Source organism: Flavonifractor porci (genome assembly GCF_037572415.1).
Taxonomy (GTDB): Bacteria; Bacillota; Clostridia; order Oscillospirales; family Oscillospiraceae; genus Flavonifractor; species Flavonifractor porci.
On record NZ_JBBHLB010000010.1, the window covers coordinates 88,823 to 115,224 of the forward strand.

A 26,402-nucleotide genomic window follows, 5' to 3' on the forward strand; every position below is an offset into this window, starting at 1 on the left:
GGGAAGAAAGCGGGGTGTGAGCATGAAGCTGAATGAGGTACTGGCGGGTGTGAAGTTCACTGCCCGTCACGTCCAGGATGTGGAAATTTCAGGCATCTGCTATGACACCCGAGATATGATCTCCGGCTGCCTCTTTGTGGCCCTGCCGGGCTACAAAACCGACGGCCATAAGTATATTCAGCAGGCGCTGGATCAGGGGGCGGCGGCCATACTGTGCCGCCGTCCCCCGGCGGAAGAGGGCCCATGGCTGGTAACGGAGGATCCAAGGGCGGCCCTGGCAGCGGTGTCCGCCAACTGGTTCGGCCACCCGGCGGAGGAACTGACGGTGCTGGCCGTCACCGGCACCAATGGCAAGACTACCACCACCTATCTGCTGAAAGCCATGCTGGAGGGGGTGCTGGGGGCTAAAGTCGGCCTCATCGGTACCAACCAGAATATGATCGGCCAGGAGGTCCTGCCCGCCCACCGAACCACTCCGGAGTCCTGGGAGGTGCAGAAGCTGCTGCGGGAGATGGCGGATGCCGGATGCAGCCATGTGGTGATGGAGGCCTCCTCCCACGCCCTGGTGCTCCATCGGCTGGACGGTATCCGGTTTGCAGCGGGCATCTTCACCAATCTGACCCAGGACCATCTGGACTTCCACAAAACCATGGAGGCCTATCGGCAGGCCAAGGGCCTGCTGTTCCGCCAGTGCGATGTGGCTGTGCTCAACCTGGACGACGAGGCAGGGCGGTATTATGCTGAAAATGTTTCCTGTCCCGCCTTTACCTATTCCGAGTGTCGGGACGAGGCCGGCCTCACCGCCAAAAATCTGCGGCTTTTCCCCGACCGGGTGGAATTTGAGGCGGTGACCATGGACGCCATTGCCCGGGTCCGTCTGCCCATCCCCGGGGGCTTTACCATTTACAATGCCCTGGGCGTCATTTCCTGCGGCCTGACCCTGGGCCTGCCTCTGGGACAGATCGCATCCTCTCTGGCCAATGCCAGGGGAGTGAAGGGCCGCATCGAGGTGGTGCCGGTGCCGGCGGACTACACGGTGCTCGTCGACTATGCCCATACCCCTGACGCACTGGAGAATATTCTCACCACCGTCCGGGACTTTACCAAAGGCCGGGTGATCTGTCTGTTCGGCTGCGGCGGCGACCGGGACCGGTCCAAGCGTCCCCAGATGGGAGCCATCGCCGGACAGCTGGCCGATGTGGCAGTGGTCACCTCTGACAACCCCCGTACCGAGGCGCCTCGGGCCATTATCGACGACATCCTGAAGGGGATGCAAGACGCCGGAGCGGAGCGCCATGTGGAGCCTGACCGGCGGCGGGCCATTGCCATGGCCCTCTCTCTGGCCCGGGCCGGGGATACGGTGGTACTGGCAGGCAAAGGCCATGAGACCTATCAGGAGATCGGCGGTGTGCAGTACCATCTGGATGAGAGGGAGGAAGTGGCCGCCTTTTTCACCAAAGAACGGCAGAAGTTTGTTGCATTTTAGAGTGGAAACCAGGGACAGTCTGTGATAGAATACCACGTTGGTCCATTTGGAACGGACAAAATTTGAGCTGTAAAGGCTTTGGAGGTTGCAAAAGAGATGTTGAGGATCGTCATCAGCTGCCTGATCGGGTTTGTGGTGGCCGCCCTGGCGGGGCGGGTGCTTATCCCGGTGCTGCGGCGCATGAAGGCCGGCCAGTCCATCAAGGAGATCGGCCCCACCTGGCATATGTCCAAACAGGGTACCCCCACCATGGGTGGGCTCATGTTCATCATCGCCGCCATTGTGGCGGTGGCCGCCCTGAGCTGGCAGGACTTTGCCGCCGGGAAATTCGGCGGCGGATTTGTTCTGGTCTTTGCCCTGGTGTTTGGCATCATCGGCTATATTGACGACTATTTTAAGGTAAAAAAGAAGCAGAACACCGGCCTGACCGCCCCTCAGAAGTTTATTTTGCAGCTGGCGGCAGCCATCCTGTTTACCGTACTCATGCGGAACTTCGGTTATCTGACCCCCGATCTGTACATTCCCTTCTTCAACGTGACCTTGTCCATCCCCTGGCCGGTGTATATGGTCTTTGCCGCCTTTGTTATGGTGGGATGCGTCAATGCCGTCAACATCACCGACGGCATCGACGGTCTGGCCAGCGGCGTTACCATGCCGGTGATGCTTTTCTTCACCGCCGTGGCCTGCTGGTGGGGGCACTATGAGCTGGGCATTTTCTCCGGCGCTCTGCTGGGCGGCCTGGCCGGCTTCCTGATCTACAATTTCCACCCCGCCAAGGTGTTCATGGGCGATACCGGCTCCCTTTTCCTGGGCGGCGCGGTGTGCGGTCTGGCTTTTGCTCTGGATATCCCTCTGGTGCTCATCCTGGTGGGTATCATCTACATTGCGGAAACTTTGTCCGACATTATACAGGTCGGATACTTCAAGCTGACCCACGGCAAGCGGATCTTCCGCATGGCCCCCCTTCACCACCATCTGGAGATGGGCGGTTGGAGCGAGGTCAAACTGTTCTGCGTATTCACCGGGATCACTCTGGTGATGTGCGCGCTGGCATTCTGGGGGGTTATATACCGCTGAACCCCTTGCATCGTCATACAGGAGGTGACAGGACATGGTAAAACGCAGACGCGACCTGACGGTGATGCAGCAGCTGGCCCGGGGGCCCATTGATATCCCCTTTCTGATGCTGGTAGTGATCCTTACCGCCATCGGTGTGATCGCGGTGTTCTCAGCCTCCTATCCCACCGCCATGAACGAGGGCCTGAATCCGGCCAACTATTTTATCAAGCAGGCTGGATTTGGCGCGGTGGGTCTGGTGGCCATGTTTCTGATCTCCAAGATCAACTATCAGACCTTCCGGGGACTGTCCATCTTTGTACTGGCCATCTCCATCGTTCTTCTGGTGCTGGTGCTCCCCTTCGGCTACGGCCGAAGCACCGTAGGCGCCCAGCGGTGGATCAGTCTACCGATCATCGGCGGTTTCCAGCCCTCTGAGATCGCCAAGGTGGGCGTCATCATGTATTTTGCCGCCCGCCTGTCCAAACGGAATACGGAGAAGCACAAGCGACTGCCTCCCCGTCACCCCCTCAGCGGCCTCTACGCCTGGCTGGATGAAAAGGGGGTCCTGGAACCAATTCCCTATTTTCTCATCCTGGGCCTGGTGGCCATACTGATGCTGATGGAGCCTCATATGTCGGGTACCATCCTGGTGCTGGTGGGCGGTGCGTCGGTGCTCTTTGCCGCCGGTATCAAACTGTATTGGTTTATTGGCGGCGGCGCCGTGGCGGCAGCGGGCCTCTTCTTCATCATGACCCAGACCAGTTACATGGCTACCCGTCTGGCTATCTGGAAGGACCCGTGGAACGACGGAATGAATGGTCGGGACAAGGGCTTCCAGATCATTCAGTCCCTCTATGCCATTGGCTCCGGCGGCCTGCTGGGCGTGGGCTTCGGCAAGAGCCGCCAGAAGTTCCTCTACCTGCCCGAGTCGGAAAACGACTATATCTTCTCCATCTGGTGCGAGGAGATGGGCTTTGTAGGGGCAGCTATTGTGATTATCCTCTTTATTCTTCTGGTGATCCGGGGCTATTGGATCGCTGTCCATGCCCGGGATCGCTTCGGTGCTCTGCTGGTGGTGGGAATTACCACCCTGACGGCTGTACAGGTCTTTCTAAACATCTCTGTGGTCACCAACCTGATCCCCTCCACCGGCATCTCCTTGCCCTTCTTCAGCTATGGAGGCACGGCATTGATGATCCAGTTGGCGGAGATGGGTATGGTGCTGTCAGTGTCACGACAAATACCCGCGCCCAAACAAGAATAGAAAGAAAAGTCCAGGGGGTATCCCATGGTGTCTGCGGTGATTCCATTTGGATTTCTATCGGAAGCGCCCCCGGCGCTTCCGACCCCTGGATACGAGTCTGCGTGCCGGCAAGGCCGGCGACTTGGCTCGATACCCCCGGTTTCGCGCCCTGTGGCGCGGGTTAAGGTGTCATTCCGGAAAGTGAATTCCCGGAATGACGGATTTCTAATTTCTTTTGCCCTTTGTGAGGAGGGAAAGACAGGCATGAAAATCCTCTTTACCTGCGGCGGTACCGCGGGTCATGTAAATCCGGCGGTGGCTCTGGCCCAGATGTTCCAGGCACGCAATCCGGGTTGCCAGGTGCTCTTTGTGGGAGCCGACGGCGGTATGGAGACCCGGCTGGTGCCCAAGGAGGGTTATGAGATCCAGACGGTGACCATCACCAATTTCCAGCGGTCCATCACCCCGGCGGCCATCGGCCATAACATCAAGACCCTGCTGAATATGAATAAATCCAAGAAGCAGGCCAACGCCATTCTGGACCGGTTCCGGCCCGACCTGGTGGTGGGTACCGGCGGCTACGCCTCCTACCCTGTGGTCAACGCGGCGGCAGCCCGTGGAATCCCCACCGCCGTCCACGAATCCAACGCCGTTCCCGGCCTTACCACCAAGACCCTGTCCAAGGTGGTGGACGCGGTGATGGTGGGCTTTGAGGAGAGCCGCAGCCACTATGACGACCCCTCCAAGGTGGTGGTGACCGGCACCCCAGTCCGGGAGGACTTTTTCCGCTGCAACCGGAAGGAGGCCCGGGGAAAGCTGGGCTTTACCGATGACCGGCCCTTGGTGGTATCGGTGTGGGGCAGCCTGGGTGCCAAGGTGATGAACGAGCAGATCACCGACTGTATCGTCCGGGAGTGCCGGGCGGGCGCGCCCTGGCGGCACATCCACGGCGCGGGCCGCAACTATGAGCAGGTCCTGGCCGGTTTGAAAGAGCAGGGCATTGACCTGGCTCAGTATCCCGGCGTGGAGGTGCGGCAGTACATCTATGATATGCCTCTGGTGATGGCGGCGGCCGACCTGGTGCTCTGCCGGGCCGGGGCCTCCACCATCGCGGAGCTTACCGCCATCGCCCGGCCGGCGGTGCTGGTGCCCTCTCCCAACGTGGTGGCCGACCATCAGACCAAGAACGCCCGGGTGCTGGCCAACGCCGGCGGAGCGGTGCTGCTGCCCGAGAGCGAGTCCAGCGGTGAGAAGCTCTATGATTTGGTCAATCAGCTGCTGGCTGACCCGGACCGCCGGGAGAAGATGAGCCGGGCATTGCGGGAGATGGGTTCTCCCGACGCGGCGGAAAAAATCTACCAGACTCTGAAGGAATTGCTGGAAAAGCGGGCAAAATGAACCGGCCTTCCATCGGACGCATAGGATGGCGTACATAAATCCTGAATGCGGAGGATGGAAGCTATGAGTGCATACGTGATAGAAGGGGGTCGGCCGCTGGAGGGTTCCGTGATGGTCCACGGGGCAAAGAACAGCGTGCTGCCCATCCTGGCCGCCTGTCTGTTGGCTCCGGGGGCCTGCATGATCCAGAATTGTCCCCGCCTTTCCGATGTGGAGGCCTCGCTGGCCATCCTGCGCCATCTGGGCTGCAGGGCGGAATGGCAGGGGGACGGCGTGGTGGTGGACGCCTCCGCGCCCAGCCGCTGGGACGTGCCCGACGCTCTGATGCGGGAGATGCGTTCCTCCGTCATCTTTTTGGGGGCCATCCTGGGGCGGATGGGACAGGCGCGGCTGTGTGCGCCCGGCGGCTGTGAGCTGGGACCCCGCCCCATCGACCTGCATCTGGCCGCCATCCGTGCCCTGGGGGGCAGGGTGGAGGACCGGGAAGGGGGACTTTCCTGTTCCGGGCAGCTGCGGGGTGCGGATATCGTCCTGTCCCTGCCCAGTGTGGGAGCCACCGAGAACGCCATGCTGGCAGCGGTGTGCGCTCAGGGAACCACGACCATCACCAACGCCGCCCGGGAACCGGAGATCGTGGACCTTCAGGGCTTTTTGCAGGCCCTGGGCGCCCGGGTCCGGGGAGCGGGCAGCTCGGTCATCACGGTGGAAGGGGGGCTCCCTCTTCACGGTGGGGCCTACCGGGTGATGGGTGACCGGATCGTGGCCGCCACCTATCTGGCGGCAGCTGCCGCCGCGGGAGGCAACGTGGAGGTGACCGGTGTGGACTGGCGCACCCTGTCCACGGTGACGGCGGTGCTGAAGGAGGCCGGCTGCCAGGTACACAGTGAGGCGGACCGGATCTGCCTTGGAAGTGACGGTGTGCTGAAAGGGGTACGTCCGGTGCGGACGGCGCCCTATCCCGGCTTTCCCACCGACGCTCAGGCCCCTCTGATGGCGGCCCTGGCAGGGGGGACCGGCTGCACGGTTTTTGTGGAGAATATGTTTGAAAGCCGCTACCGCCATGTGGATGAACTCATCCGCATGGGGGCGGATATCCGGGTGGAAGGCCGGGTGGCGGTGGTGTACGGGGTGTCCCGGCTCCACGGCGCCACCGTTATGGCCTCCGACCTGCGGGGCGGGGCCGCCCTGGCGGTGGCCGCTCTGGGGGCGGAGGGTACCACCACCGTTACAGGTTTGCACCACATCGACCGGGGCTATCAGTCTCTGGAATATGATTTACAGCGGCTGGGGGCTCAGATCCGGCGGGTGTGAGATAAGTTTGAGAAAATTGTAAGAATTTCTTATCAAAGAATCAACCATTCTGTGCGAGGATGGAGAAAAAAGAACAGGAGAACAGCACAATGGCGGCAAGACGGAACAGAAAAAGACGGCGGCGGAATCGGGGGCGCTTTGGCGTCCTCTATAAGCTGCTGTCCATTCTGCTCATCTTTGCCGCCATTTTGGTAGGCTGCATCATCTTTTTTCGAGTGAATACCATGGTGGTGGCAGGCAATTCCCGCTATACCCAGGAGGAGATCCTGTCGGCTGCCGGCGTGGAAAAAGGGGACAACCTGTTCACGTTGAACAAGTACCAGATCGCCGACCGGATCTTGACTCAGCTGCCCTATGTGGATGATGTGGCCATCAGCCGCAAGCTGCCCGATACCCTGATCTTTGAGGTGACGGAGAGTACCGGGGTGGCCTGGGTGGAGAGCGGCGGCGGCTACTGGCTGCTGGACGACAAATGTAAGCTGCTGGAGGTGGGGGACGCCGCTCTGGTCCGGGGCAAGCCCCAGGTGCTGGGTCTGGATCCAGTAAACCCAACGGTGGGGAACCTGCTCACCGTGGCCCCTGAGCAGCAGGACAAGCTGGAGCGTCTACAGGCCTTTTTGAAGGCCATTCGGGGCCGGGTGATGACAGGCAGTCTGAAGCACTTTATTGACCTGTCCTCCGGCAATGAGATCCGTTTCGGCTATGGTGAGAATCTGACGGTGATCTTCCCCATAAACGGTGACTTTGATGAAGAGACCTATGAACTGAAGCTGGCTCTGGAGACCATGGATAAGCGGGGGCTGCCCCGGACAGGTACCCTGGACCAGAACTATGATGAGCGGAAGATCCATCTGCTGCCGGAACGGTGGTTGCCTGAGGGTTGGAGTCCCCTGGAGGTCCCCACAGAGCCTGCGCAGCAGCCGGGGACCACAACTCCGCCGGAGGAGCCGGCCCAGCCTTCCCATACGCCCACGGTACCGGAACAGGCGCCGGAGCAATAACAGCAAGGAGTATTTCATGGCAGAAAAGAAACGACGCAACAAAGGCGAATTCGCCGTGGTGGTGGTGTGCATCATCGTGGGCTATCTGTTGGCGGCACAGCTGCGGACGGTCCAGCTCACCGGCGCGGCGGACGCCGCCAATGCCAGCCGCCTGGAGACCCTGCAGGAGCTGTACAACGAGCAGAGCAAGCAGAACGATGCCCTGGAGGATCAGGTGGCCCAGCTGCAAGGCGAACTGGCCATTTACCGGGACCAGGCGGCCTCCGGCGACGGGGGCAGCGAGGCCCTGCGAAAGGAACTGGAGCAGCTGGAGATCACTGCCGGCCGCACCGACGTGGAGGGACCGGGAGTCACTGTGATCCTGGAGGACTCCGCCCAGAGCAATGTGACCGGCGACGAGGCCAACTATCTCATTCACGACAATGACCTGCTGTCGGTGGTCAACGAGCTGCGCTCCGCCGGGGCGGAGGCCATCTCCCTCAACGGGGAGCGTCTGCTGGCCAACAGCGAGATCCGTTGCACCGGCGCAGTGGTGACGGTGAACGGCCGGCGGTACGCCGCCCCCTATGTGATCTTTGCCATCGGAGACCCGGATACCCTGTACAATGCCCTCACCATGCGCAACGGCGTGGTGGATGTACTGAGCCAGTGGGGGATTTCCGTGAAGGTGACGGCCAGCGATCTGCTGCTTATCCCCAAGTACAGCGGTACTGTGGAGTATCAATATGCCCACACTGTGGTGCCGGAGCGTGAAGAGGGGGGAGAGTAAATGCTGGAATTGATCGGTTTGCTGGTGGGTTTGCTGGTGGGCATTCTGGTGCCCTGGACCATTCCCAGTCAATATTCCCTCTATGTGGCCGCCGGACTGCTGGCGGCACTGGACTCGGCCCTGGGCGGTTACTGCGCCCGGCTGGAAAAACAGTTCCGGCTGTCGGTGTTCCTGTCGGGCACCATCGGAAACGCCGCTATTGCCGCTTTTCTTACCTGGCTGGGGCAGAAATTGGGCATTCCTCTGTACCTGGCGGCAGTGGTGGTCTTCGGCACCCGTATGTTCCAAAACTTTGCTAAAATCCGGCGGGAACTATTGACCTCGAAGCAAAAGAGAGATACAATAAATCAACTAGATATAGTATCTTCCCATGAGGAGGACCAAAGATAACAGGTCCTTCCTCTTCTACGTGTGTTTTTCACGAATACGTTCTACATAGGAGGAGCAGTTATGGCGTTTGGACTGGACACCGGGCCGGATAATGTGGTCACGATCAAGGTGATCGGTGTCGGCGGCGGCGGCAACAACGTAGTCAACCGGATGGTAAAGACCGGGACCAAGGGTGTTGATTTTATCGCTGTGAATACGGACAAGCAGGCGCTTGCCGTTTCCAGCGCGACCTTTAAGATTCAGATCGGTGAGAAGCTCACCGGCGGCCAGGGCGCGGGCAGCGACCCCGAGGTGGGCCGTAAGTCCGCCGAGGAGAGCCGTAACGCGGTTTCCAAGGCCCTGGAGGACGCCGACATGGTGTTCATCACCGCCGGTATGGGCGGCGGCACCGGCACAGGCGCGGCTCCCATCGTGGCTGATATCGCCAAGGAGATGGGTATCCTCACCGTGGGCGTGGTCACCAAGCCCTTCAACTTTGAGGGTCGCCGGCGCATGATGCAGGCGGAAAAGGGCATCGAGGAGCTGCGCACCCGGGTGGACAGCCTGGTGATCATCCCCAACGAGCGGCTGAAGTTTGCCACCGATCAGAAGATCACCTTCCAGAATGCCTTCGAGATCGCCGATGACGTGCTGCGCCAGGCGGTGCAGTCCATCTCCGACCTGATCAAGAACACCGGCTTCATCAACCTGGACTTCGCCGACGTGACCGCCGTCATGCAGAATGCCGGTATGGCTCACATGGGCGTTGGCCGGGCCGCCGGCAAGAACAAGGCCGAGGAGGCCGCCAAGATGGCCATTTCCAGCCCCCTGCTGGAGACCTCCATCAACGGCGCCAAGGGCGTGCTGGTCAATGTTACCGGCTCCGTGGACATCGGCCTGGAGGAAGTGGAGACCGCTGCCAACCTGGTGCAGCAGGCCGCCCATCCCGACGCCCTCATCATCTTCGGCGCAGCATTCGACGACACCCTGGAGGACGAGATCCGGGTCACCGTCATTGCTACCGGCTTTGAGGAGCTGGAGGGTGCCATGCCCAACAAGCCCTTCACCGCCGCTGCGGAGAAGAAGGCTGTGGCCCAGCCTGATCAGCAGTCCGCTGCCGGTCAGGAAGCGCCCGCCGCTCCCGCGGAGGACGATCCCTTCGACGATATCTTCAAGATCTTCAACCGCAACCGCTGAGCACGCGGCTGACGAACAGACAAAACACCCCCGTTCCGCTTTGGCGGAACGGGGGTTTTCTGTTTGAAAAGCGCTCAGATGCGGGCGATGCCCTGCTCTCTGGCCTCCTGGGCCACGGCGTCGGCCACAGCGTCGGCCACGGTCTTGTCCAGGGCGGAGGGCAGGATATACTCGGCGGTGAGCTGGTCGTCTCTCACCAGGGCGGCCAGGGCCTTGGCGGCCCGGATCTTCATGCCCTCGGTGATTTCCCTGGCCCGGACGGCCAGGGCGCCCTTGAAGATGCCGGGGAATACCAGCACGTTATTGATCTGGTTAGGGAAGTCGGAGCGGCCTGTGCCGATAACAGCGGCGCCGCCCTTCCTGGCCTCGTCGGGCATGATCTCGGGGGTGGGGTTGGCCATGGCAAAGACGATACCCTGATTCATGGTGGATACCATCCCGGCGGTGACCAGGTTGGGCCGGGACACGCCTACGAAAGCGTCGGCTCCCTTGAGGGCGTCGGCCAGGGTGCCGTGCTCACGGTTTAGATTGGAGATGTGGGAAATATCCTCCTGACCGGCGTTGAGGCCTTCGTCCCCCTCGCAGATGATGCCGCCCAAGTCGCACATGACGATGTTGCCGAAGCCCATGGAGATAAGCAGCTTGCCGATGGCGATGCCGGCGGCTCCGGCGCCGTTGATGACGATCTTCATCTGGCCCAGAGCCTTGCCGGTAACTTTGGCGGCGTTGAGCATAGCGGCGGCCACCACGATGGCAGTGCCGTGCTGGTCATCGTGGAACACGGGGATATCGCACACCTCTTTCAGGCGGCGCTCCACCTCAAAGCAGCGGGGGGCGGCGATGTCCTCCAGGTTGATGCCGCCGAAGCTTTTGGAAATGAGGGCGATGGTTTCCACCAGCTTGTCCACATCCTTGGTGTCCACGCAGATGGGGAAGGCGTCCACCCCGCCGAACTCCTTGAACAGGGCGCACTTGCCCTCCATCACCGGCATACCGGCGGCGGGACCGATGTCTCCCAGACCCAGCACGGCGGAGCCGTCGGTGATGACGGCCACCAGATTGCTTCGGCGGGTGAGGCGGAAGGACTGCTCGTAGTCTTTGGCGATGACCCGGCAGGGCTCTGCCACGCCGGGGGTGTACATCAGGGACAGGTCCTCCTGGGTCTGGATGGGTTGGCGTGAGATTACTTCGATCTTGCCCTGGAGCTGGTAGTGGAGATCCAGGGCTTGCTGATTGATGTCCATAAAAAAGCCTCTTCTTTCTTATGCCATTTCTTCCGGACGAAACACTTCGTCAAACCGCTCCGCCGTGAGGAAGCCCAGGCTGACACAGGCCTCCTTCAGGGAGATCCCCTCGGCGTGGGCCTTTTTGGCGGTCTTGGCGGCGTTGTCGTAGCCGATGTAGGGGTTGAGGGCGGTGACCAGCATAAGGGAGTTGTGCAGGTTGTGGCGGCACTTGTCCCGGTTGGCGGTGATGCCCACGGCGCAGTTGCGGTTGAAGGAGTCCATGGCGTCGGCCAGCAGCCGCACTGACTGGAGGAAGTTGTAGATGCACACCGGCATAAATACGTTGAGTTCAAAGTTGCCCTGGGAGGCGGCCATACCCACCGCCACATCGTTGGCCATGACCTGAACGGCCACCATGGTCACCGCCTCGCACTGGGTGGGGTTGACCTTGCCGGGCATGATGGAGGAGCCGGGCTCGTTCTCGGGAATGTGGAGCTCGCCCAGGCCGCACCGGGGGCCGGAGGACAGCCAGCGCACGTCGTTGGCAATCTTCATCAGGTCGGCGGCCAGGGCCTTCAGACCACCGTGGGCAAAGACCAGTTCGTCCTTGCTGGTGAGGGCGTGGAACTTGTTGGGGGAGGTGACAAAGGGTTTGCCGGTGAGCTGGCCCACAGCCTGAGCCACGGCGGCGTCAAAGCCCTTGGGGGCATTGAGGCCGGTTCCCACGGCGGTGCCGCCCAGGGCCAGCTCGTGGAGCGCGGGCAGGGCCAGCTCCAGCAGGGCCTTGTCCTTCTCCAGGCTGGAGCGCCAGCCGCTGATCTCCTGGGCCACGGTGATAGGAACCGCGTCCTGGAGATGGGTGCGGCCGCTCTTCACCACATCCTGATTTTCCACCTCCAAGCGCTTGAAGGTGGAGATGAGGGCGTCCAGAGCAGGGAAGAGCTTGTCCTCCAGTTCCACCGCGGCGGCAATGTGCATGGCGGTGGGGAAGGTGTCGTTGGAGGACTGGGACATATTCACGTGGTCGTTGGGGTGGAGCAGCTTTTTGCCCGCCAGTTCGTTGCCCCGGTTGGCCACCACCTCGTTGACGTTCATGTTGGACTGGGTGCCGCTTCCAGTCTGCCATACCACCAGGGGGAAGTGGCTGTCCAGCTTACCGGCGATCACTTCATCACAGGCCTGGGAGATCACATTCAGCTTTTCCTCGTCCAGCTTGCCCAGGCTGTGGTTGGCTATGGCAGCGGCCTTTTTCAGGATACCAAAGGCACGGACGATCTCCTGAGGCATCCGCTCCGTGCCGATTTTGAAGTTCTGGCAGCTGCGCTGGGTCTGAGCGCCCCAGTAGCGGTCGGCGGGCACCTGCATCTCGCCCATGCTGTCCCGTTCGATCCGATATTCCATGTGTAGACCATCCCTTTCTCCGTCTGTGGACGGGGCTGTTCTAATGCCTGCATTTTAGCACAGTTTCTGCCGGGATAAAAGTCTGACGCCTGGAGAGAACGGCCTTTTGTGTCGGATTTGTGCTGTCCGCACAAGGAAGAGGGGGCGAAAGCAGGCCTCCCTGCTCGTTGCCACAAAAATCTTTTTCTGGTAGGCTACTCCCTTGACAGGAGCGGGGCAAGCACTTATACTAATTTCAGTTGTGAACAAAGGCGTTCCGGCCCAGGGGGGCGGAGCGCCTTCTTTGCTATCTGAATCCAGATTTTGATGAGAGAAAGGGGCCCCTGTCATGCCGCACTCCAAAGAAGATATCATCCGCATGGTACGGGAAGAGGATGTGAAATTCATCCGTCTGCAATTCACCGACATTTTCGGCCAGCTGAAAAACGTGGCTATTACCGCCTCCCAGATCGAGAAGGCGGTGAACAATCAGTGTATGTTTGACGGTTCCTCCATCGAGGGCTTTGTCCGTATCGACGAGTCCGACCAGTACCTCTATCCGGATTTGAAATCCTACCGGGTGTTTCCCTGGCAGCCCCATCACGGTAAGGTGGCCCGGCTGATCTGCGATGTGCATAATACCGATGGCAGCCCCTTCGCCGGCGATCCCCGCTATGTGCTTAAGCGTGTTCTGCAGAAAGCCAAAAATATGGGCTTTGACGCCTTCAATGTGGGTCCCGAGGCCGAGTTCTTCCTCTTCCAGACCGATGACGAGGGCAAGCCCACCACCAAGACCAACGATGAGGCCGGCTACTTTGACCTGGGTCCCCTGGACCACGGTGAGTCTACCCGCCGGGAGATCTGCCTGGCCCTGGAGGCTATGAAGTTTGAGATCGAAGCTTCCCACCACGAGTGTGCGGAGGGCCAGCATGAGATCGACTTCAAGTATGAAGAGGCCCTCCACGCCGCCGACAACATCATGACCTTTAAGCTGGCGGTCAAGACCCTGGCCCAGAAGAACGGCCTCCACGCCACCTTTATGCCCAAACCCATCTACGGCGTGGCCGGTTCCGGTATGCACACCAATATGTCCCTCTTCCGCAACGGCAAGAACGTGTTCTATGATCCCAACGGCGAGCGGGGCCTGTCCAAGGAGGCCTACTCCTTCATTGCCGGTCTCCTGGCCCATGTGAAGGGTATGGCCGCCATCACCAACCCCCTGGTCAACTCCTATAAGCGGCTGGTGCCCGGCTACGAGGCCCCCTGCTACCTGGCCTGGTCCGCCTCCAACCGCTCCGCCCTCATCCGCATCCCTGCCTCCCGGGGCCAGTCCACCCGTGTGGAGCTGCGCTCCCCCGATCCGGCCTGCAACCCCTATCTGGCCTTTGCTGTGTGTCTGGCCGCCGGCCTGGACGGCATCGAAAAGGGCCTCACGCCTCCCGCCGAGATCACCGAGAATATCTATGCCATGGACGACGCCACCCGAAAGGCCCACGGCATCGACTCCCTGCCCGGCTCTCTGGAGGAGGCCATCCGTGCCCTGGAGGCCGATCAGCTGATCCTGGATACCCTGGGCGACCACGTGGCTCAGAACTACCTGGAGGGCAAAAAGAAGGAGTGGGAGGAGTACCGCACCCGTGTGTCCTCCTGGGAGCGGGAAAGATACATCATCAACTATTAATCGCCTGTCCACCCCAGCGGAATTGACCGGATATGGAAAAGGTGATCGTGGCTTTTGCCGGCCTTCAGAACGGCAAGCGCATCCGGGATATCCTGGAGCGGTCAGGCACCGCCGCCTGTTTGCTGTGTACCTCCGCCGACCAGGTGCGCCGTACTGTCCATGAACAGCAGGTGCCCGCCGTGGTATGCGGCTACAAATTTGCCGACGGCCCGGCGGAGCTTCTGTATGAGGATCTGCCCTCCTTCTGCCATATGCTGATGGTGGCATCTCAGAGTCAGCTGGACCTGGTGCAGAATCCGGAGATCCTGCGGCTGAGCGCCCCGGCGTCCCGCAGTGAGCTGCTGGGCGCGGTGGAGGAGCTGCTGGCGCAGGTCCAGCCCCTTGGGCGCAGTCAGGAGGAACGGGACTGCATTGCCCAGGCCAAAGCCAGGCTGATGGCCGAGGGCCTCAGCGAGGAGGAGGCCCACCGCGCGCTCCAGAAGAAGAGTATGGCGGCTGGAGTCAAGCTGGCTCGAGCGGCCCGGATGATTCTGGACCGGCGGTAAGAAGCATAAAATAGCAGGAGACGAAGCAGTCTCGCGGCGGCGGTCCGGGACAGGACCGCCGCCGCTGTATATTCCGACGACAGGAGGGTGCATATGCGCTTTACCAAGATGGAGGGCCTGGGCAACGACTATATCTATCTCAACGGTCTGGAGGGCCTGCCGGAGGACCTGCCCGCTCTGGCCCGGCAGATGAGCGACCGCCATTTCGGTGTGGGCAGCGACGGCGTCATTTGTATCTGTCCCTCGGACGGGGCCGACTTCCGAATGAGGATGTTCAACGCCGACGGCTCAGAGGGAGAGATGTGCGGCAACGGCATCCGATGCCTGGGCAAGTATGTCTATGACAAGAGGCTGACCAATAAAAAGAAACTGACTATTGAGACCGGCGGTGGCCTGCGTACTCTGGAGCTGCTGACTCAGGACGGCCTGGTAAAGGCGGTCCGGGTAAATATGGGCCGCCCTCAGGTGGGGGCAGCCATGGAGCTGACAGCGGGGGACCGTGGGTGGCAGGTTACCCCGGTGTCCATGGGCAACCCCCACGCTGTCCTCTTTGTGGACCAGCCGGAGGAGCTGGATCTGGAACGGCTGGGTCCCTGTTTTGAGCACCATGCCGCCTTTCCTCAGGGCGTCAACACGGAGTTTGTCCGCTGTGTTGCCCCGGACCGGCTGGTTATGCGGGTGTGGGAGCGGGGCAGCGGTGAAACGCTGGCCTGCGGTACAGGGGCCTGCGCCGCCTTGGCGGCGGCGGTGGTTCAGGGAAAGTGCGGCAGACGAGCCGCTGTGGAGCTTCCTGGCGGCGTGCTGGAACTGGAGTGGCCGGACGATGAGAGAGAAATGATGATGACGGGACCGGCCAATACGGTCTTTGAAGGAGAATACCCAGTTTAACGCAAAGGAGAGAGCACAATGGCAAACATCAATGCAAATTTCAACAAACTGCCCGGCAGCTATCTGTTTTCTGAAATTGCCCGCCGGGTGGCGGCTTACAGTGAGGCCAATCCGGACCGGACCCTGATCCGGCTGGGCATCGGGGACGTGACCCGGCCTCTGCCTGCCGCCGTTACCGCTGCCATGCACAAGGCGGTGGACGAGATGGCCACCGCCCAGGGCTTCCACGGCTACGGCCCGGAGCAGGGCTACGATTTCCTGCGGCAGGCCATTGCGGAGCACGACTACAAAGCCCGGGGCGTGGATATCCAGCCTGAGGAGATCTTTGTGTCTGACGGCGCCAAGAGCGACTGCGGCAACATCGGCGACATCTTCGGCGTGGACAATGTTGTGGCGGTGTGCGACCCGGTGTATCCCGTCTATGTGGATACCAATGCCATGGCTGGCCGGGCCGGGGACTACGACGCCAATACCGGCCGGTGGAGCAATCTGGTCTATATGCCCTGCGTGGCGGAAAATGGCTTCTCTCCCGCCATCCCGGAGCAGAAGGTGGATCTGATCTACCTGTGCTTCCCCAACAATCCCACCGGCGCTGTGGCCACCCGGGAACAGCTGAAGGCCTGGGTGGACCACGCCAATGCCACCGGGGCCGTCATTCTCTTTGACAGCGCCTACGAGGCATTTATTACCGATCCCGCCATTCCCCACTCCATCTTTGAGATTGAGGGGGCCCGCACCTGTGCCATCGAATTCCGCTCCTTCTCCAAGACCGCCGGTTTCACCGGTACCCGCTGTGCCTACACCGTGATCCCCAAGGACCTGGAGCGCAATGGAACCTCCCTCAACAGCCTGTGGAACCGCCGCCACTGCACCAAGTTCAACGGGGTGCCCTATGTGGTCCAGCGGGGCGCTGAGGCCGTGTACAGCCCCGAGGGCCGTGCTCAGGTGAAGGAGACCATCGACTACTACCTGAATAACGCCAAGGTCATCCGGGAGGGCTTGGCTGCTGCCGGTCTCACCGTGTCTGGCGGAGAGAACTCCCCCTATATCTGGGCCCGTACCCCCGACGGCATGGGCTCCTGGGACTTCTTCGACAAGCTGCTGCGGGAGGCCAATGTGGTCACCACCCCCGGCGCTGGCTTTGGTCCCAGCGGCGAGGGCTATATCCGTCTCACCGCCTTTGGTGAGGCCGAGGCCACCCGTCAAGCCGTGGAGCGCATTAAGGCTGTGCTTTGAGAAATGCAAAAATGCCCGCTGCAAGGCAGCGGGCATTTTTATACAATAATTAGGCCAGCTTCAAGTGGGAGCGCTTGAGGGCGGTACGGATCAGAAGGCACAGCAGAGGCGCGGCCACCAGCGCGATCACGGAGTTAAAGATGGAAGCAGGGATCTTGGCGTACAGGGTCAGCAGAGCCGCTGCGGGAGCCAGCCCCTCCACCAGCAGAGCATTGTAGAAGTAGCTCTTGGCAAAGTAGAGGATGTAGTAGATCACACAGCCCAGGGCAGCGCCGGACAGACAGCGGGGGTAGGTGGGTTCCTCCCGGCGGGAGGCCTTCCACATCACAAGACCGGCGCCCAGGCCCATGGCGCCCTTGGTCAGGAAGGTGATCCAGAATTCCGAGACAAACAGGGGATTGGTGAAGTCAAACAGCATGGAGCCCAGGCCGGAGGCCAGCCCGCCGATGGGGCCCAGCAGCAGGCCGGACAGGCAGCACATGATGTTGGCCAGGGTGAAGGAGGTATTGCCTCCGATGGCGATGGGCATGGTGATGCGCAGGTAGTTGCTGGCAAATACCAGAGCGGTCATCATGGCAAGAACGGCAATTTTCAGTGTGGAATTGGAACGGGATCGCATGGAGAACACTTCCTTTGATCTTTTTCTTCGTCATGATTATAGCGCTGGACTGACCTTTATTCAAACGTCAGATATAGAAAATGTAATGAGGTCAGTTTAAATAAAAAAGCAGCCACAGCAAAATGCTGCGACTGCCTGAATGGATAGCTTAATAGCGGCCGAAATCGCCGGAACGGCCCTCGGTAACGTCGGAGCCAAATTCATAGTCCTTGCCGGGCAGGATGGCGTTGAGGGCAATGCCGGCAATGGCGGCGATGGCCAGGTTGGTGAGAGTCACATGGACCTGACCCACGGCAAAGGTAATACCGCCAGAGAAGCCCAGGCCGCATACCAGAATGACTGCGGCAATGATCAGGTTGCGGGAGTTGGTGAAGTCCACCCGGTTTTCCACTACATTGCGCACGCCGATGGCGGAGATCATGCCGTAGAGGATGAAGGACACGCCGCCGATGATGGCGGTGGGGATGGAGTTCACGATGGCAGCAAAGGCGGGGGAGAAAGACAGAATCACCGCGTAAACGGCAGCCAGGCGCACCACCTTGGGATCGTACACACGGGAGAGGACCAGAACCCCGGTGTTCTCGCCGTAAGTGGTGTTGGCGGGGCCGCCAAACAGACCGGCCAGGGAGGTGGCGACACCGTCACCGATGAGAGTGCGGTGGAGTCCGGGGGCCTCCAGGAAGTTCTGGCCCACAGTGGCGGAGATGGCGGACATATCGCCAATGTGCTCCATCATGGCGGCGATGGCAATGGGCGCCATGACCAGAATGGAGGTCAAGTCAAACTTGGCCAGGAAGAAGGGCTGGAGGCCTACCGGAGCGGCCTGGGCCACGCCGGAGAAGTTGATGAGGGGCACTACATTGCCGGCGGCATCCAGAGCGGTAGCACCCATGGAGTTGGCGATGACGGCCACAAGGTAGGAACCAACCACGCCCAGCAGGATGGGGATGATCTTGACCATACCCTTGCCCCAGATGTTGGCGATGATGATAATGGCCATGGCAACCAGTGCCAGCCACCAACAGGTGGAGGCGTTGGATACAGCGTTAGGCGCCAGATTCAGGCCAATGAGGATGATGATGGGGCCGGTAACCACCGGGGGCAGGAAGCGCATGACCCGCTTGACACCCACCATTTTAATAACGGCGGCCAAAATCACATAGAGCAGGCCGGCCACCACAATGCCGCCGCAGGCATACTGCAGCTTGACGGCCGGGTCCATGCCGGCGTATTTGCCCACATCCAGCTTGGACATAGCCTCAAAGCCGCCCAGGTAGGCAAAGGAGGACCCCAGAAAAGCGGGCACCTTCAGCTTGGTGCAGACATGGAAGAAAAGGGTGCCGATACCGGCAAAGAACAGAGTGGTTTGGATGGACAGGGGCAGGCCATAGGCCTGGACCAGGATGGGTACCAGCACGGTGGCGCCAAACATGGCGAACATATGCTGCAGGCCCAAAATAAGCATTTTAGGCATACCCAGGGTACGCGCGTCCCGAATGGGCTCAGCGCCCGGCGTTTTTTTGTCGTTCATATTGCGCTCCTCTCTTTTCCGCAGGCAGAAAAAAAGCAACTGCTTTTTCAAAAGAAAAAACAATCGCTTCTTACAAGACGTCCGCCCTTCCACAAAGCCATCCTCATATCCATGACGAACACCTCCCGCTCTGCGCTGTAGATTCAAATTATTATACCAGTTCGTACTAGTATCTGCAAGTCAAGGGCATAAAATTCTTTCCTTTTGGGTATATTTCTAAAGAATAAACGGGAAGAGAGGAAAATACCTCACCATCTGTCCATTGACAGAAAGGAAAAGCTTTACTATAGTAAATAGCAAAAGAGAAGAAGGTGACCTCATGAAACGACCTTTTGTGACAGCGGAGCAGCTGCGCTCCATCACCCAGCAGTACCCCACGCCCTTCCATCTATATGATGAGAACGGCATCCGGGAAAATGCCCGGCGGTTGAAAGCCGCCTTTGCCTGGAATCCGGGCTTTAAAGAATACTTTGCCGTTAAGGCCACCCCCAATCCTGCCATACTGAAGATTCTGCGGGAGGAGGGCTGCGGCACAGACTGCTCCTCCCTGACTGAGCTGATGATGGCTCAGCGCTGCGGTTTTACCGGGCCGGAGATCATGTTCTCCTCCAACGATACCCCGGCGGAGGATTTCAAGCTGGCCGCCCAGCTGGGGGCCACCATCAATCTGGATGATTTCACCCACATTGATTTTCTCAAGGAGACCATCGGGTACATCCCCGAGACCATTTCCTGCCGCTTCAATCCCGGCGGTACCTTTACCATCGGTGAGTCCACCGAGGGTTTTCAGGTGATGGATACCCCCGGGGACTCCAAGTACGGCTTCACCCGGGCGCAGCTCTTTGAGGGCTTCAAAAAGCTGAAGGCCATGGGAGCCAAGCGATTTGGCATCCATGCCTTCCTGGCCTCCAATACCCTGTCCAACGAGTACTATCCCACTCTGGCCGGCATTCTGTTCCGGCTGGCGGTGGAATTGGAGCAGGAGACGGGCTGTGACATCTGCTTCATCAACCTGTCCGGCGGCGTGGGCATCCCCTATAAGCCCGACCAGGCCGCCAACGACATCGCCGCCATCGGTGAGGGGGTGCGCAAGCAGTTTGAGCAGATCCTGATACCCGCCGGCATGGGGGATGTGGCTATCTATACTGAGCTGGGCCGCTTCATGCTGGGGCCCAACGGCTGTCTGGTCACCAAAGTGCTCCACTTCAAGCACACCTATAAAGAGTATGTGGGAGTGGACGCCTGCGCCGCCAACCTGATGCGGCCTGCCATGTATGGCGCCTACCATCATATCACCGTCATGGGCAAGGAGGATGCCCCCTGTGACCACAAGTACGATGTCACCGGCGGCCTGTGCGAGAACAACGACAAGTTTGCCATCGACCGGATGCTGCCGGAGGTGGAGCGGGGAGACCTGTTGGTGATCCACGACACCGGCGCCCACGGTTTTTCCATGGGCTACAACTATAACGGTAAGCTGCGTTCCGCCGAGGTGCTCCTGCAGGAGGATGGAATCACCCGCCTGATCCGCCGGGCTGAGACCCCGGAGGACTATTTCGCCACTCTCATCTTTGAGTAAAACAAAACCGGGCCGGGCATTCATTCCCGGCCCGGTAAAAAAGACCTGCCGCACTGCGGCAGGTCTTTTTTGTCCGATTGGAAAGCGGAATTACTTCAGCTCCACCTTGGCGCCGACCTCTTCCAGCTTCTTCTTCAGCTCCTCGGCCTCGTCCTTGGAGACACCCTCCTTGATAGCCTTGGGGGCAGCCTCGACAGCAGCCTTGGCCTCAGCCAGGCCCAGGCCGGTGATCTCACGGACAGCCTTGATGACCTTGATCTTCTCGGCGCCGACCTCAGCCAGCACCACGTCGAACTCGGTCTTCTCCTCAGCAGCGGGAGCGGCAGCGCCGCCAGCGGCGGGAGCGGCCATAGCAGCGGCGGAAACGCCGAACTCCTCCTCCAGAGCGTGGACGAGCTCGGAGAGCTCCAGAACGGTCAGACCCTTAACCTCTTCAATGAGGGCAGTGATTTTCTCAGAAGCCATGATAGGTAACCTCCTAAATAAATTATAATTGATACAGAATGGTGCGGGGAATTACTCGGCGGCAGCCTCGGCGGTCTCGACGGAGCCGCCCTTCTGCTCGCAGATGGCCTTGATAACGATGGCCAGGCTGGTGATGGGAGCCAGCATGGTGCCCAGGACCTGAGCCTGCAGGACCTCCTTGGAGGGCAGCTCGGCCAGAGCCATGATCTCGTCCATGGACAGGACCTTGCCGTCCATGAAGCCGGCCTTGATGGTGAATTTAGCACCGTTGAACTGCTTGGCGAACTTGTTGATCACACGCATGGGAGCGATGGGATCGCCGTTGGACAGAGCCAGAGAAGTGGTGCCGTTGAGCACCTCATCCATCTCGCTGAGACCCACATTGTTGACGGCGAAACGCAGCAGGGTGTTCTTCACCACAGCGTAGTCCAGCTCGTTCTTGCGGCACTCGGCGCGCAGAGCGGTGTCCTCAGCCACAGTGATGCCCTTGTAGTCCACGAGCACGCCGCTGGCGGCGCCCTGCAGCTTCTCGGTCAGCTCAGCCACGATGGCCTGCTTCTCACTGAGAACCTTTGCGTTAGGCATTTGGATTCACCTCCGTTGAATTTGAGTTCAACTTTTCCGATGCAGTCACGCAACAAAAAAGCTGTTTTCGCATTCAAAGCAGCGAAAACAGCACAAAGAAATTCATTCCGTTGTGGCTGCATTCTCGGCAGGACTTATGGCTTGCGCCGCCTGCTGTCTTTGAACACGACTGATAGTATACAATAGAAGCTGCGAGATGTCAAGCACTTTTTTAGAGTATTAGCACTTTTTTGAAGGCATCTCAAAGAAAAACGAGAAGAATGGGGAGCAGGCACACACCTGCTCCCCACTTATCATCACATGAGTTTAGCGCCGTTGATCTTCACGCCGGGGCCCATGGTGGAAGCACACACGCAGGAGCGAATGTACTGACCCTTGGCGGCGGAAGGCTTGGCCTTGATGATGGCGCCCATCAGGGCGTTGAAGTTCTCGGTCAGCTTCTCAGCGCCGAAGGAGACCTTACCGATGGGGCAGTGGATGATGTTGGTCTTGTCCAGACGGTACTCAACCTTACCGGCCTTGATCTCGGTAACAGCCTTGGCCACGTCGGGGGTGACGGTGCCGGCCTTGGGGGAGGGCATCAGGCCCTTGGGACCCAGGACCTTACCCAGACGGCCCACAACACCCATCATGTCGGGAGAAGCCACGACCACATCGTAGTCGAACCAGTTCTCCTTCTGAATCTTCTCAACCATGTCCATCTCGCCCACGAAGTCGGCGCCGGCGGCCTTGGCGGCCTCAGCCTTGTCGCCCTTGGCGAAGACCAGCACGCGCTGGGTCTTGCCGGTACCGTGGGGGAGAACGATGGCGCCGCGGACCTGCTGGTCAGCGTGGCGGGAGTCAACGCCCAGCTTCACGTGCAGCTCAACGGTCTCGTCGAACTTGGCGGGAGCGGTCTTGACCACCAGCTCCATGGCCTCAGCGGTATCGTACAGAGCGCCCTTGTCGATGAGCTTGGCGCTCTCCTGATATTTCTTGCCTCTAAACATTGCTCTATTCCCTCCTTCGGCTTAGTCGCCCACCACGATGCCCATGGAGCGGGCAGTGCCGGTGATCATGCTCATAGCCGCCTCAATGCTGGCCGCGTTCAGGTCAGGCATCTTGGTCTCGGCGATCTTACGCACATCTTCCTTGCTGATGGTGGCCACCTTGGTCTTGTTGGGCACACCGGAGCCGGACTCGATGTTGCAGGCCTTCTTGATGAGGACGGCGGCGGGGGGAGTCTTGGTGATGAAGCTGAAAGAACGGTCGGCGTAAACAGTGATCACCACGGGGATGATCAGGCCCACATCGTTCTTGGTGCGCTCGTTGAACTCCTTGGTGAAGGCGGCAATGTTGATGCCGTGCTGACCAAGGGCAGGACCGACGGGGGGGGCGGGAGTCGCCTTGCCGGCGGGAATCTGAAGTTTCACATAACCAGTAATTTTCTGTGCCATTTGAAACAGCACCTCCTACGATAAATGTGGTTGGAAGCGGAACTGCTTTGCAGTCCCTCCCACGTGCGGGGGAAAGAGCCGTGCCCGGGGGCTTATTCGACTGGCTCGATCTCGTCCAGTTCCAGCTCCACGGGAGTTTCACGGCCGAACATGGAGACCACCACCCGGACCTTGCTGCGGTCCAGATCGATCTCCTCCACGGTACCCAGGAAAGACTCCAGGGCGCCGTTGATGATCTTGACGTTGTCGCCTACCTGGTAGTTCACCACTACCTCGCGCTTTTCCACGCCCAGAGCGGCGATCTCTTCGTCAGAGAGGGGGATGGCCTTATTGCCGGAGCCCACAAAGCCGGTAACGCCGCGCACGTTGCGTACCAGATGCCAGGTCTCATCGGTCAGGACCATCTTGACCAGCACATAGCCGGGGAATACCTTACGCTCTACGGTCTTGGGGCCGTTGTCCGTGATTTCGGTAACGGTCTCCAGAGGGATGCTGACCTCAAAAATGAGATCCCGCAGGCCGCGGTTCTCCACTGCCTTTTCGATGCTGGCGGCCACGGTGTTTTCATAGCCGGAATAGGTATGCACCACATACCATTTCGCGTTCTCAGCCATCTTCTACACCTTAACCCTTGCCAAACAGATCCAACAGGGCACGAATCACGGAGCCGGCGAGGGCGTCGAACACCCAGATGCAGATCCCAACGACAATACAGCAGAGAATGACGATCACGGTGTTGTTAATGGTCTGTTTCTTGGTGGGCCACTGGACCTTCTTCAGCTCGCTCTTGAGTTCCTTGAACCACTTACCGATGCGGGCGAAGAAGCCGGGCTTTTTGTCCGCCTTTACGTCCTTCTTTTTCTCAGACTTGGCGGGCTTGGTCTGCTCGAGCTTCTCGTTTTCAGACATTCCGTTCAACCCTTCTTTCTTCTGAGCCGTCTTGCAGCGCTCATTACTTGGTCTCGTTGTGGACCGTGTGCTTTCTGCAGAAGGGGCAGTACTTCTTCAATTCCAGACGGTCGGGAGTGTTCTTCTTGTTCTTGTTGGTGTTATAGTTCCGCTGCTTGCACTCGGAGCAGCGCAGGGTGATCTTCACCCGGTTGCCGGCCTTCGCCATGTTCGGCACCTCCTTCATTGTTTGACCGCATAACAGCAAAAATGCCGGATGCGGCCGCAAGCCGAATCCAGCACGTACCGGCTGCAAAAAGCCGCCGGATGGAACGTCACGGTGCGGATTCGGCACATTTGCCTCCCTATGTCTCACGCGGAGGGAAGGGTTTCGCACGTCATCACACCGTAAAAATGCGCACAAAAAAGAGCCCTTTTTCATAGGTAATTGAACTATACCACAGCATGAGACCAAAGTCAAGCAGTTTCCACTTGTTTTTTCTTCATTCCTTTTGTATAGTGTAGAAAGCAGAAAAGGAGTGATGATCTTGCGTATCATGGCCATCGATTACGGCGACGCGCGGACGGGCGTTGCCATTTCCGACCCCACCGGCCTGCTGGCCGGTTACACCACCGTGATCCACAGCCGCAAGGCGGAGGTGGTGGCGGAGGAGCTGGCCCGGCTGGTGAAGGAACACCAGGTGGACGAGCTGGTGATGGGTTTTCCCCGGAATATGGACGGCACCGAGGGTCCCCGGGCGGAGCTGTACAAGGCATTTGCCGCCCAGGTGGAGGAGACCTGCGGCCTGAAGCCGGTGCTGTGGGATGAGCGGCGCACCACTGTGGAGGCCCACAACATTCTCCATGCCTCAGGGAAAAAGATGAAGAATCATAAAAAAAACGTGGATGCGGTTGCAGCTACTTTGATTTTGGAGGGGTACCTCACCTTTAAGCGGGCCAGAGGATAAGGAATACTACCCTTTCCGAAACAGCTCCCGCAAGCCCACCAGCAGCAGAAATCCCCCAAAGCAGCGGCGCAGCAGGGCGGTGTCCAGTCCGGTGGCTGCCCAGGCGGCCAGGGCGGCGCAGGCCAGGCCGGTGAGGATGGCGGGGAGCAGAACCGACTTTTCTACATAACCGTTCCTGATGTGGGCGGGCAGGGCCGCGGCGGCCGAAGGCAGAAAATAGAGCAGGTTGATGCCCTGGGCCTGATTTTGGGCGATACCGGCGAAGGTAGTCAGATAAATAAGAAGCAGGGTGCCGCCTCCCACCCCAAAGCCGGACAGAATGCCGGTCAGAGCCCCTGCCAGCATGGCGGTCAGCCAGCCCATCAGAAGAACAGGGCCTTTACCCCGCCGTAAAGCAGCAGCAGGGCAAAGAGCCGGTGGAGCCACACCATATTCATACGCTGAAACAGTCTCCCACCCATGAGACCGCCCAGCAGCCCACCCAGCAGGTAGGGCAGCGCCATCCACAGATCCACACCGCCCCGAAACAGGTAGATGGCGGCGGACAAGGCACACATGGGCAGAATGATGGCCACTGAGGTGGCAAAAGCCCTCCGCTGTCCCAGGCCGCACCAGCCTGCCAGCAGGGGGACCAGCACCATACCGCCCCCGCCCCCAAAAAAACCGTTGACCAGGCCCGCCGCGCCTCCTGCCAGAGCGGAGCGGAGCCATATTCCATGATTCTGATGCAAAAAACATCCCTCCGTTGGCTATAGTTTGCCGACGGAGGGATGTTTTATACGGTTTGGAGCCCGGACAGGGTGAGTACCACATCGCCGGCCATCATAAGCCCCACAACCGGAGGTACCCAGGCCACGCTGCCGGGGACGGAGCGGCGGCCGGGGGGCGGAGCCTCGTGCTGGGCGGCTGCCTTGGGTTCCTCCGGGGACCACAACACCCGGTGGTGGCGGATGCCTCTGGAGCGCAGCTCCTTACGGACCACCCGGGCCAGGGGACAGCCCTCGGTTTTGGCGATATCTCCGATGCGGAACAGAGAGGGATCCAGCTTGTTGCCGGTCCCAAGGGCGGAGAGAATGGGGATGTTTCGGGTGATGGCGGTTTCGATCAGGTCCAGCTTGCAGGACACCAGATCAATACAATCCACAATGTAGTCGTAGGTTGTGGAAAAAAAGGACTCCCGGTTCTGGGCCTCATACTTTTCCGCCCGCACCGTGGTGCGGCACTGGGGATTGATGTCGGCAATGCGGTTTGCCATGGCCTGGGCCTTGGGCACGCCCAGGGTAGACAGGGTGGCCTCCACCTGTCGGTTCAGGTTGGTGAGTCCCACTTCGTCATGGTCGATGAGGGTGAGGGCTCCAATACCGGAGCGGGCCAGGGCCTCGGCGCACCAGCTGCCCACGCCCCCCAGACCAAACACCGCCACGTGAGCGGCGGCAAGGCGATCCATAGCCTGGTCGCCCAGCAGCATTTGGGTGCGTAAGAATTTTTCGTCCATAAAGCCTCCGAAAAAAGGCGGACGGGGCTGGGCTCCGTCCGCCTTCG

Annotated in this window: 29 protein-coding genes and 1 other annotated feature; of the genes, 15 read left to right on the forward strand and 14 right to left on the reverse strand. The window is 60.0% G+C overall.

What is annotated here, in order from left to right; genetic code table 11:
* Positions 1-22: 22 nt before the first annotated feature.
* The 9 genes from WHJ28_RS10415 (at position 23) to ftsZ (ending at position 9,833) form a co-directional block, all read left to right on the forward strand.
* Positions 23-1,486 carry a UDP-N-acetylmuramoyl-L-alanyl-D-glutamate--2,6-diaminopimelate ligase gene (locus WHJ28_RS10415; RefSeq protein ID WP_340042096.1) on the forward strand — a complete coding sequence of 488 codons (1,464 nt, stop codon included), beginning with the start codon at positions 23-25 and terminating at the stop codon, positions 1,484-1,486.
* 96 nt (positions 1,487-1,582) lie between these two features.
* Positions 1,583-2,563, forward strand: coding sequence for a phospho-N-acetylmuramoyl-pentapeptide-transferase (gene mraY, locus WHJ28_RS10420; RefSeq protein ID WP_340042062.1), 981 nt, complete (start codon positions 1,583-1,585; stop codon positions 2,561-2,563).
* A gap of 34 nt (positions 2,564-2,597) precedes the next feature.
* A complete protein-coding gene (locus tag WHJ28_RS10425; protein WP_340042063.1) occupies positions 2,598-3,809 on the forward strand; it encodes an FtsW/RodA/SpoVE family cell cycle protein in 1,212 nt (403 codons plus the stop codon).
* 243 nt (positions 3,810-4,052) lie between these two features.
* A complete protein-coding gene (murG, locus tag WHJ28_RS10430) occupies positions 4,053-5,186 on the forward strand; it encodes an undecaprenyldiphospho-muramoylpentapeptide beta-N-acetylglucosaminyltransferase (RefSeq protein WP_340042064.1) in 1,134 nt (377 codons plus the stop codon).
* 63 nt (positions 5,187-5,249) lie between these two features.
* Positions 5,250-6,497, forward strand: a complete 1,248-nt coding sequence (gene murA / locus WHJ28_RS10435; RefSeq protein ID WP_340042065.1) for a UDP-N-acetylglucosamine 1-carboxyvinyltransferase — start codon at positions 5,250-5,252, stop codon at positions 6,495-6,497.
* A gap of 89 nt (positions 6,498-6,586) precedes the next feature.
* Entirely contained in the window at positions 6,587-7,498 is a 912-nt protein-coding gene (locus WHJ28_RS10440; protein ID WP_340042066.1) for a cell division protein FtsQ/DivIB, read from the forward strand.
* Between the two features lie 16 nt (positions 7,499-7,514).
* Positions 7,515-8,267 carry a DUF881 domain-containing protein gene (locus WHJ28_RS10445; protein ID WP_340042067.1) on the forward strand — a complete coding sequence of 251 codons (753 nt, stop codon included), beginning with the start codon at positions 7,515-7,517 and terminating at the stop codon, positions 8,265-8,267.
* Complete coding sequence (locus tag WHJ28_RS10450) at positions 8,268-8,657, forward strand: small basic family protein (RefSeq protein ID WP_340042068.1); 390 nt, start codon at positions 8,268-8,270, stop codon at positions 8,655-8,657.
* 60 nt (positions 8,658-8,717) lie between these two features.
* Positions 8,718-9,833: a cell division protein FtsZ gene (ftsZ, locus tag WHJ28_RS10455; RefSeq protein WP_340042069.1), complete on the forward strand. Its 1,116-nt coding sequence runs from the start codon at positions 8,718-8,720 to the stop codon at positions 9,831-9,833.
* Between the two features lie 74 nt (positions 9,834-9,907).
* On the opposite strand, the gene WHJ28_RS10460 is transcribed toward ftsZ, so the two are convergent.
* Positions 9,908-11,077: an NAD(P)-dependent malic enzyme gene (locus WHJ28_RS10460; protein ID WP_340042070.1), complete on the reverse strand. Its 1,170-nt coding sequence runs from the start codon at positions 11,075-11,077 to the stop codon at positions 9,908-9,910.
* An 18-nt stretch (positions 11,078-11,095) separates the two neighbouring features.
* Entirely contained in the window at positions 11,096-12,460 is a 1,365-nt protein-coding gene (fumC, locus tag WHJ28_RS10465; protein ID WP_340042071.1) for a class II fumarate hydratase, read from the reverse strand.
* 328 nt (positions 12,461-12,788) lie between these two features.
* On the opposite strand from fumC, the gene glnA reads away from it, so the two are divergent.
* The 4 genes from glnA to WHJ28_RS10485 all read left to right on the forward strand — a co-directional run bounded on the left by glnA (position 12,789) and on the right by WHJ28_RS10485 (position 16,789).
* Positions 12,789-14,120 (forward strand): type I glutamate--ammonia ligase, encoded by a 1,332-nt coding sequence (gene glnA, locus WHJ28_RS10470; RefSeq protein ID WP_340042072.1) that lies wholly within the window; start codon positions 12,789-12,791, stop codon positions 14,118-14,120.
* A 32-nt stretch (positions 14,121-14,152) separates the two neighbouring features.
* A complete protein-coding gene (locus WHJ28_RS10475; protein WP_340042073.1) occupies positions 14,153-14,665 on the forward strand; it encodes an ANTAR domain-containing response regulator in 513 nt (170 codons plus the stop codon).
* Positions 14,666-14,758: 93 nt separating this feature from the next.
* Positions 14,759-15,553, forward strand: a complete 795-nt coding sequence (gene dapF, locus WHJ28_RS10480; protein ID WP_340042074.1) for a diaminopimelate epimerase — start codon at positions 14,759-14,761, stop codon at positions 15,551-15,553.
* A gap of 18 nt (positions 15,554-15,571) precedes the next feature.
* Entirely contained in the window at positions 15,572-16,789 is a 1,218-nt protein-coding gene (locus WHJ28_RS10485; RefSeq protein ID WP_340042075.1) for an LL-diaminopimelate aminotransferase, read from the forward strand.
* Positions 16,790-16,838: 49 nt separating this feature from the next.
* Here WHJ28_RS10485 and WHJ28_RS10490 read toward each other — a convergent pair whose 3' ends face one another.
* Positions 16,839-17,408, reverse strand: coding sequence for an ECF transporter S component (locus tag WHJ28_RS10490; protein ID WP_340042076.1), 570 nt, complete (start codon positions 17,406-17,408; stop codon positions 16,839-16,841).
* Between the two features lie 148 nt (positions 17,409-17,556).
* Positions 17,557-18,939, reverse strand: coding sequence for a uracil-xanthine permease family protein (locus tag WHJ28_RS10495; RefSeq protein ID WP_340042077.1), 1,383 nt, complete (start codon positions 18,937-18,939; stop codon positions 17,557-17,559).
* Positions 18,940-19,258: 319 nt separating this feature from the next.
* Here WHJ28_RS10495 and WHJ28_RS10500 point away from each other — a divergent pair, with 319 nt between their 5' ends.
* The gene (locus tag WHJ28_RS10500) at positions 19,259-20,518 is read left to right on the forward strand and encodes a diaminopimelate decarboxylase (RefSeq protein WP_340042078.1); all 1,260 of its coding nucleotides are present in this window, start codon (positions 19,259-19,261) and stop codon (positions 20,516-20,518) included.
* 90 nt (positions 20,519-20,608) lie between these two features.
* On the opposite strand, the gene rplL is transcribed toward WHJ28_RS10500, so the two are convergent.
* The 7 genes from rplL to rpmG all read right to left on the reverse strand — a co-directional run bounded on the left by rplL (position 20,609) and on the right by rpmG (position 24,121).
* Positions 20,609-20,983, reverse strand: a complete 375-nt coding sequence (gene rplL / locus WHJ28_RS10505; protein WP_065534595.1) for a 50S ribosomal protein L7/L12 — start codon at positions 20,981-20,983, stop codon at positions 20,609-20,611.
* Between the two features lie 51 nt (positions 20,984-21,034).
* The gene (gene rplJ, locus WHJ28_RS10510; protein ID WP_340042079.1) at positions 21,035-21,568 is read right to left on the reverse strand and encodes a 50S ribosomal protein L10; all 534 of its coding nucleotides are present in this window, start codon (positions 21,566-21,568) and stop codon (positions 21,035-21,037) included.
* A gap of 45 nt (positions 21,569-21,613) precedes the next feature.
* Positions 21,614-21,749 (reverse strand) — a sequence feature (ribosomal protein L10 leader region).
* Between the two features lie 115 nt (positions 21,750-21,864).
* Positions 21,865-22,557, reverse strand: coding sequence for a 50S ribosomal protein L1 (gene rplA / locus WHJ28_RS10515; RefSeq protein ID WP_087188133.1), 693 nt, complete (start codon positions 22,555-22,557; stop codon positions 21,865-21,867).
* Between the two features lie 21 nt (positions 22,558-22,578).
* Complete coding sequence (gene rplK, locus WHJ28_RS10520) at positions 22,579-23,004, reverse strand: 50S ribosomal protein L11 (protein WP_340042080.1); 426 nt, start codon at positions 23,002-23,004, stop codon at positions 22,579-22,581.
* A 92-nt stretch (positions 23,005-23,096) separates the two neighbouring features.
* Complete coding sequence (gene nusG / locus WHJ28_RS10525) at positions 23,097-23,618, reverse strand: transcription termination/antitermination protein NusG (RefSeq protein WP_087328325.1); 522 nt, start codon at positions 23,616-23,618, stop codon at positions 23,097-23,099.
* A 10-nt stretch (positions 23,619-23,628) separates the two neighbouring features.
* On the reverse strand, positions 23,629-23,913 hold the full coding sequence (gene secE / locus WHJ28_RS10530) for a preprotein translocase subunit SecE (RefSeq protein ID WP_340042081.1): 285 nt from the start codon (positions 23,911-23,913) through the stop codon (positions 23,629-23,631).
* A 43-nt stretch (positions 23,914-23,956) separates the two neighbouring features.
* A complete protein-coding gene (rpmG, locus tag WHJ28_RS10535) occupies positions 23,957-24,121 on the reverse strand; it encodes a 50S ribosomal protein L33 (protein ID WP_087188137.1) in 165 nt (54 codons plus the stop codon).
* Between the two features lie 319 nt (positions 24,122-24,440).
* Between rpmG and ruvX the strand changes: the two genes are divergently transcribed.
* Complete coding sequence (gene ruvX, locus WHJ28_RS10540; protein ID WP_340042097.1) at positions 24,441-24,860, forward strand: Holliday junction resolvase RuvX; 420 nt, start codon at positions 24,441-24,443, stop codon at positions 24,858-24,860.
* Positions 24,861-24,866: 6 nt separating this feature from the next.
* On the opposite strand, the gene WHJ28_RS10545 is transcribed toward ruvX, so the two are convergent.
* From WHJ28_RS10545 to WHJ28_RS10555, 3 genes are read right to left on the reverse strand one after another with little or no spacing between them, the layout of a single operon-like run.
* Positions 24,867-25,223 (reverse strand): TSUP family transporter, encoded by a 357-nt coding sequence (locus WHJ28_RS10545; protein WP_340042082.1) that lies wholly within the window; start codon positions 25,221-25,223, stop codon positions 24,867-24,869.
* Entirely contained in the window at positions 25,223-25,591 is a 369-nt protein-coding gene (locus WHJ28_RS10550) for a TSUP family transporter (RefSeq protein WP_340042083.1), read from the reverse strand. The genes WHJ28_RS10545 and WHJ28_RS10550 overlap by 1 nt, the downstream gene beginning before the upstream one ends.
* A gap of 44 nt (positions 25,592-25,635) precedes the next feature.
* Positions 25,636-26,355, reverse strand: coding sequence for a tRNA threonylcarbamoyladenosine dehydratase (locus WHJ28_RS10555; RefSeq protein WP_340042084.1), 720 nt, complete (start codon positions 26,353-26,355; stop codon positions 25,636-25,638).
* Positions 26,356-26,402 lie beyond the last annotated feature (47 nt).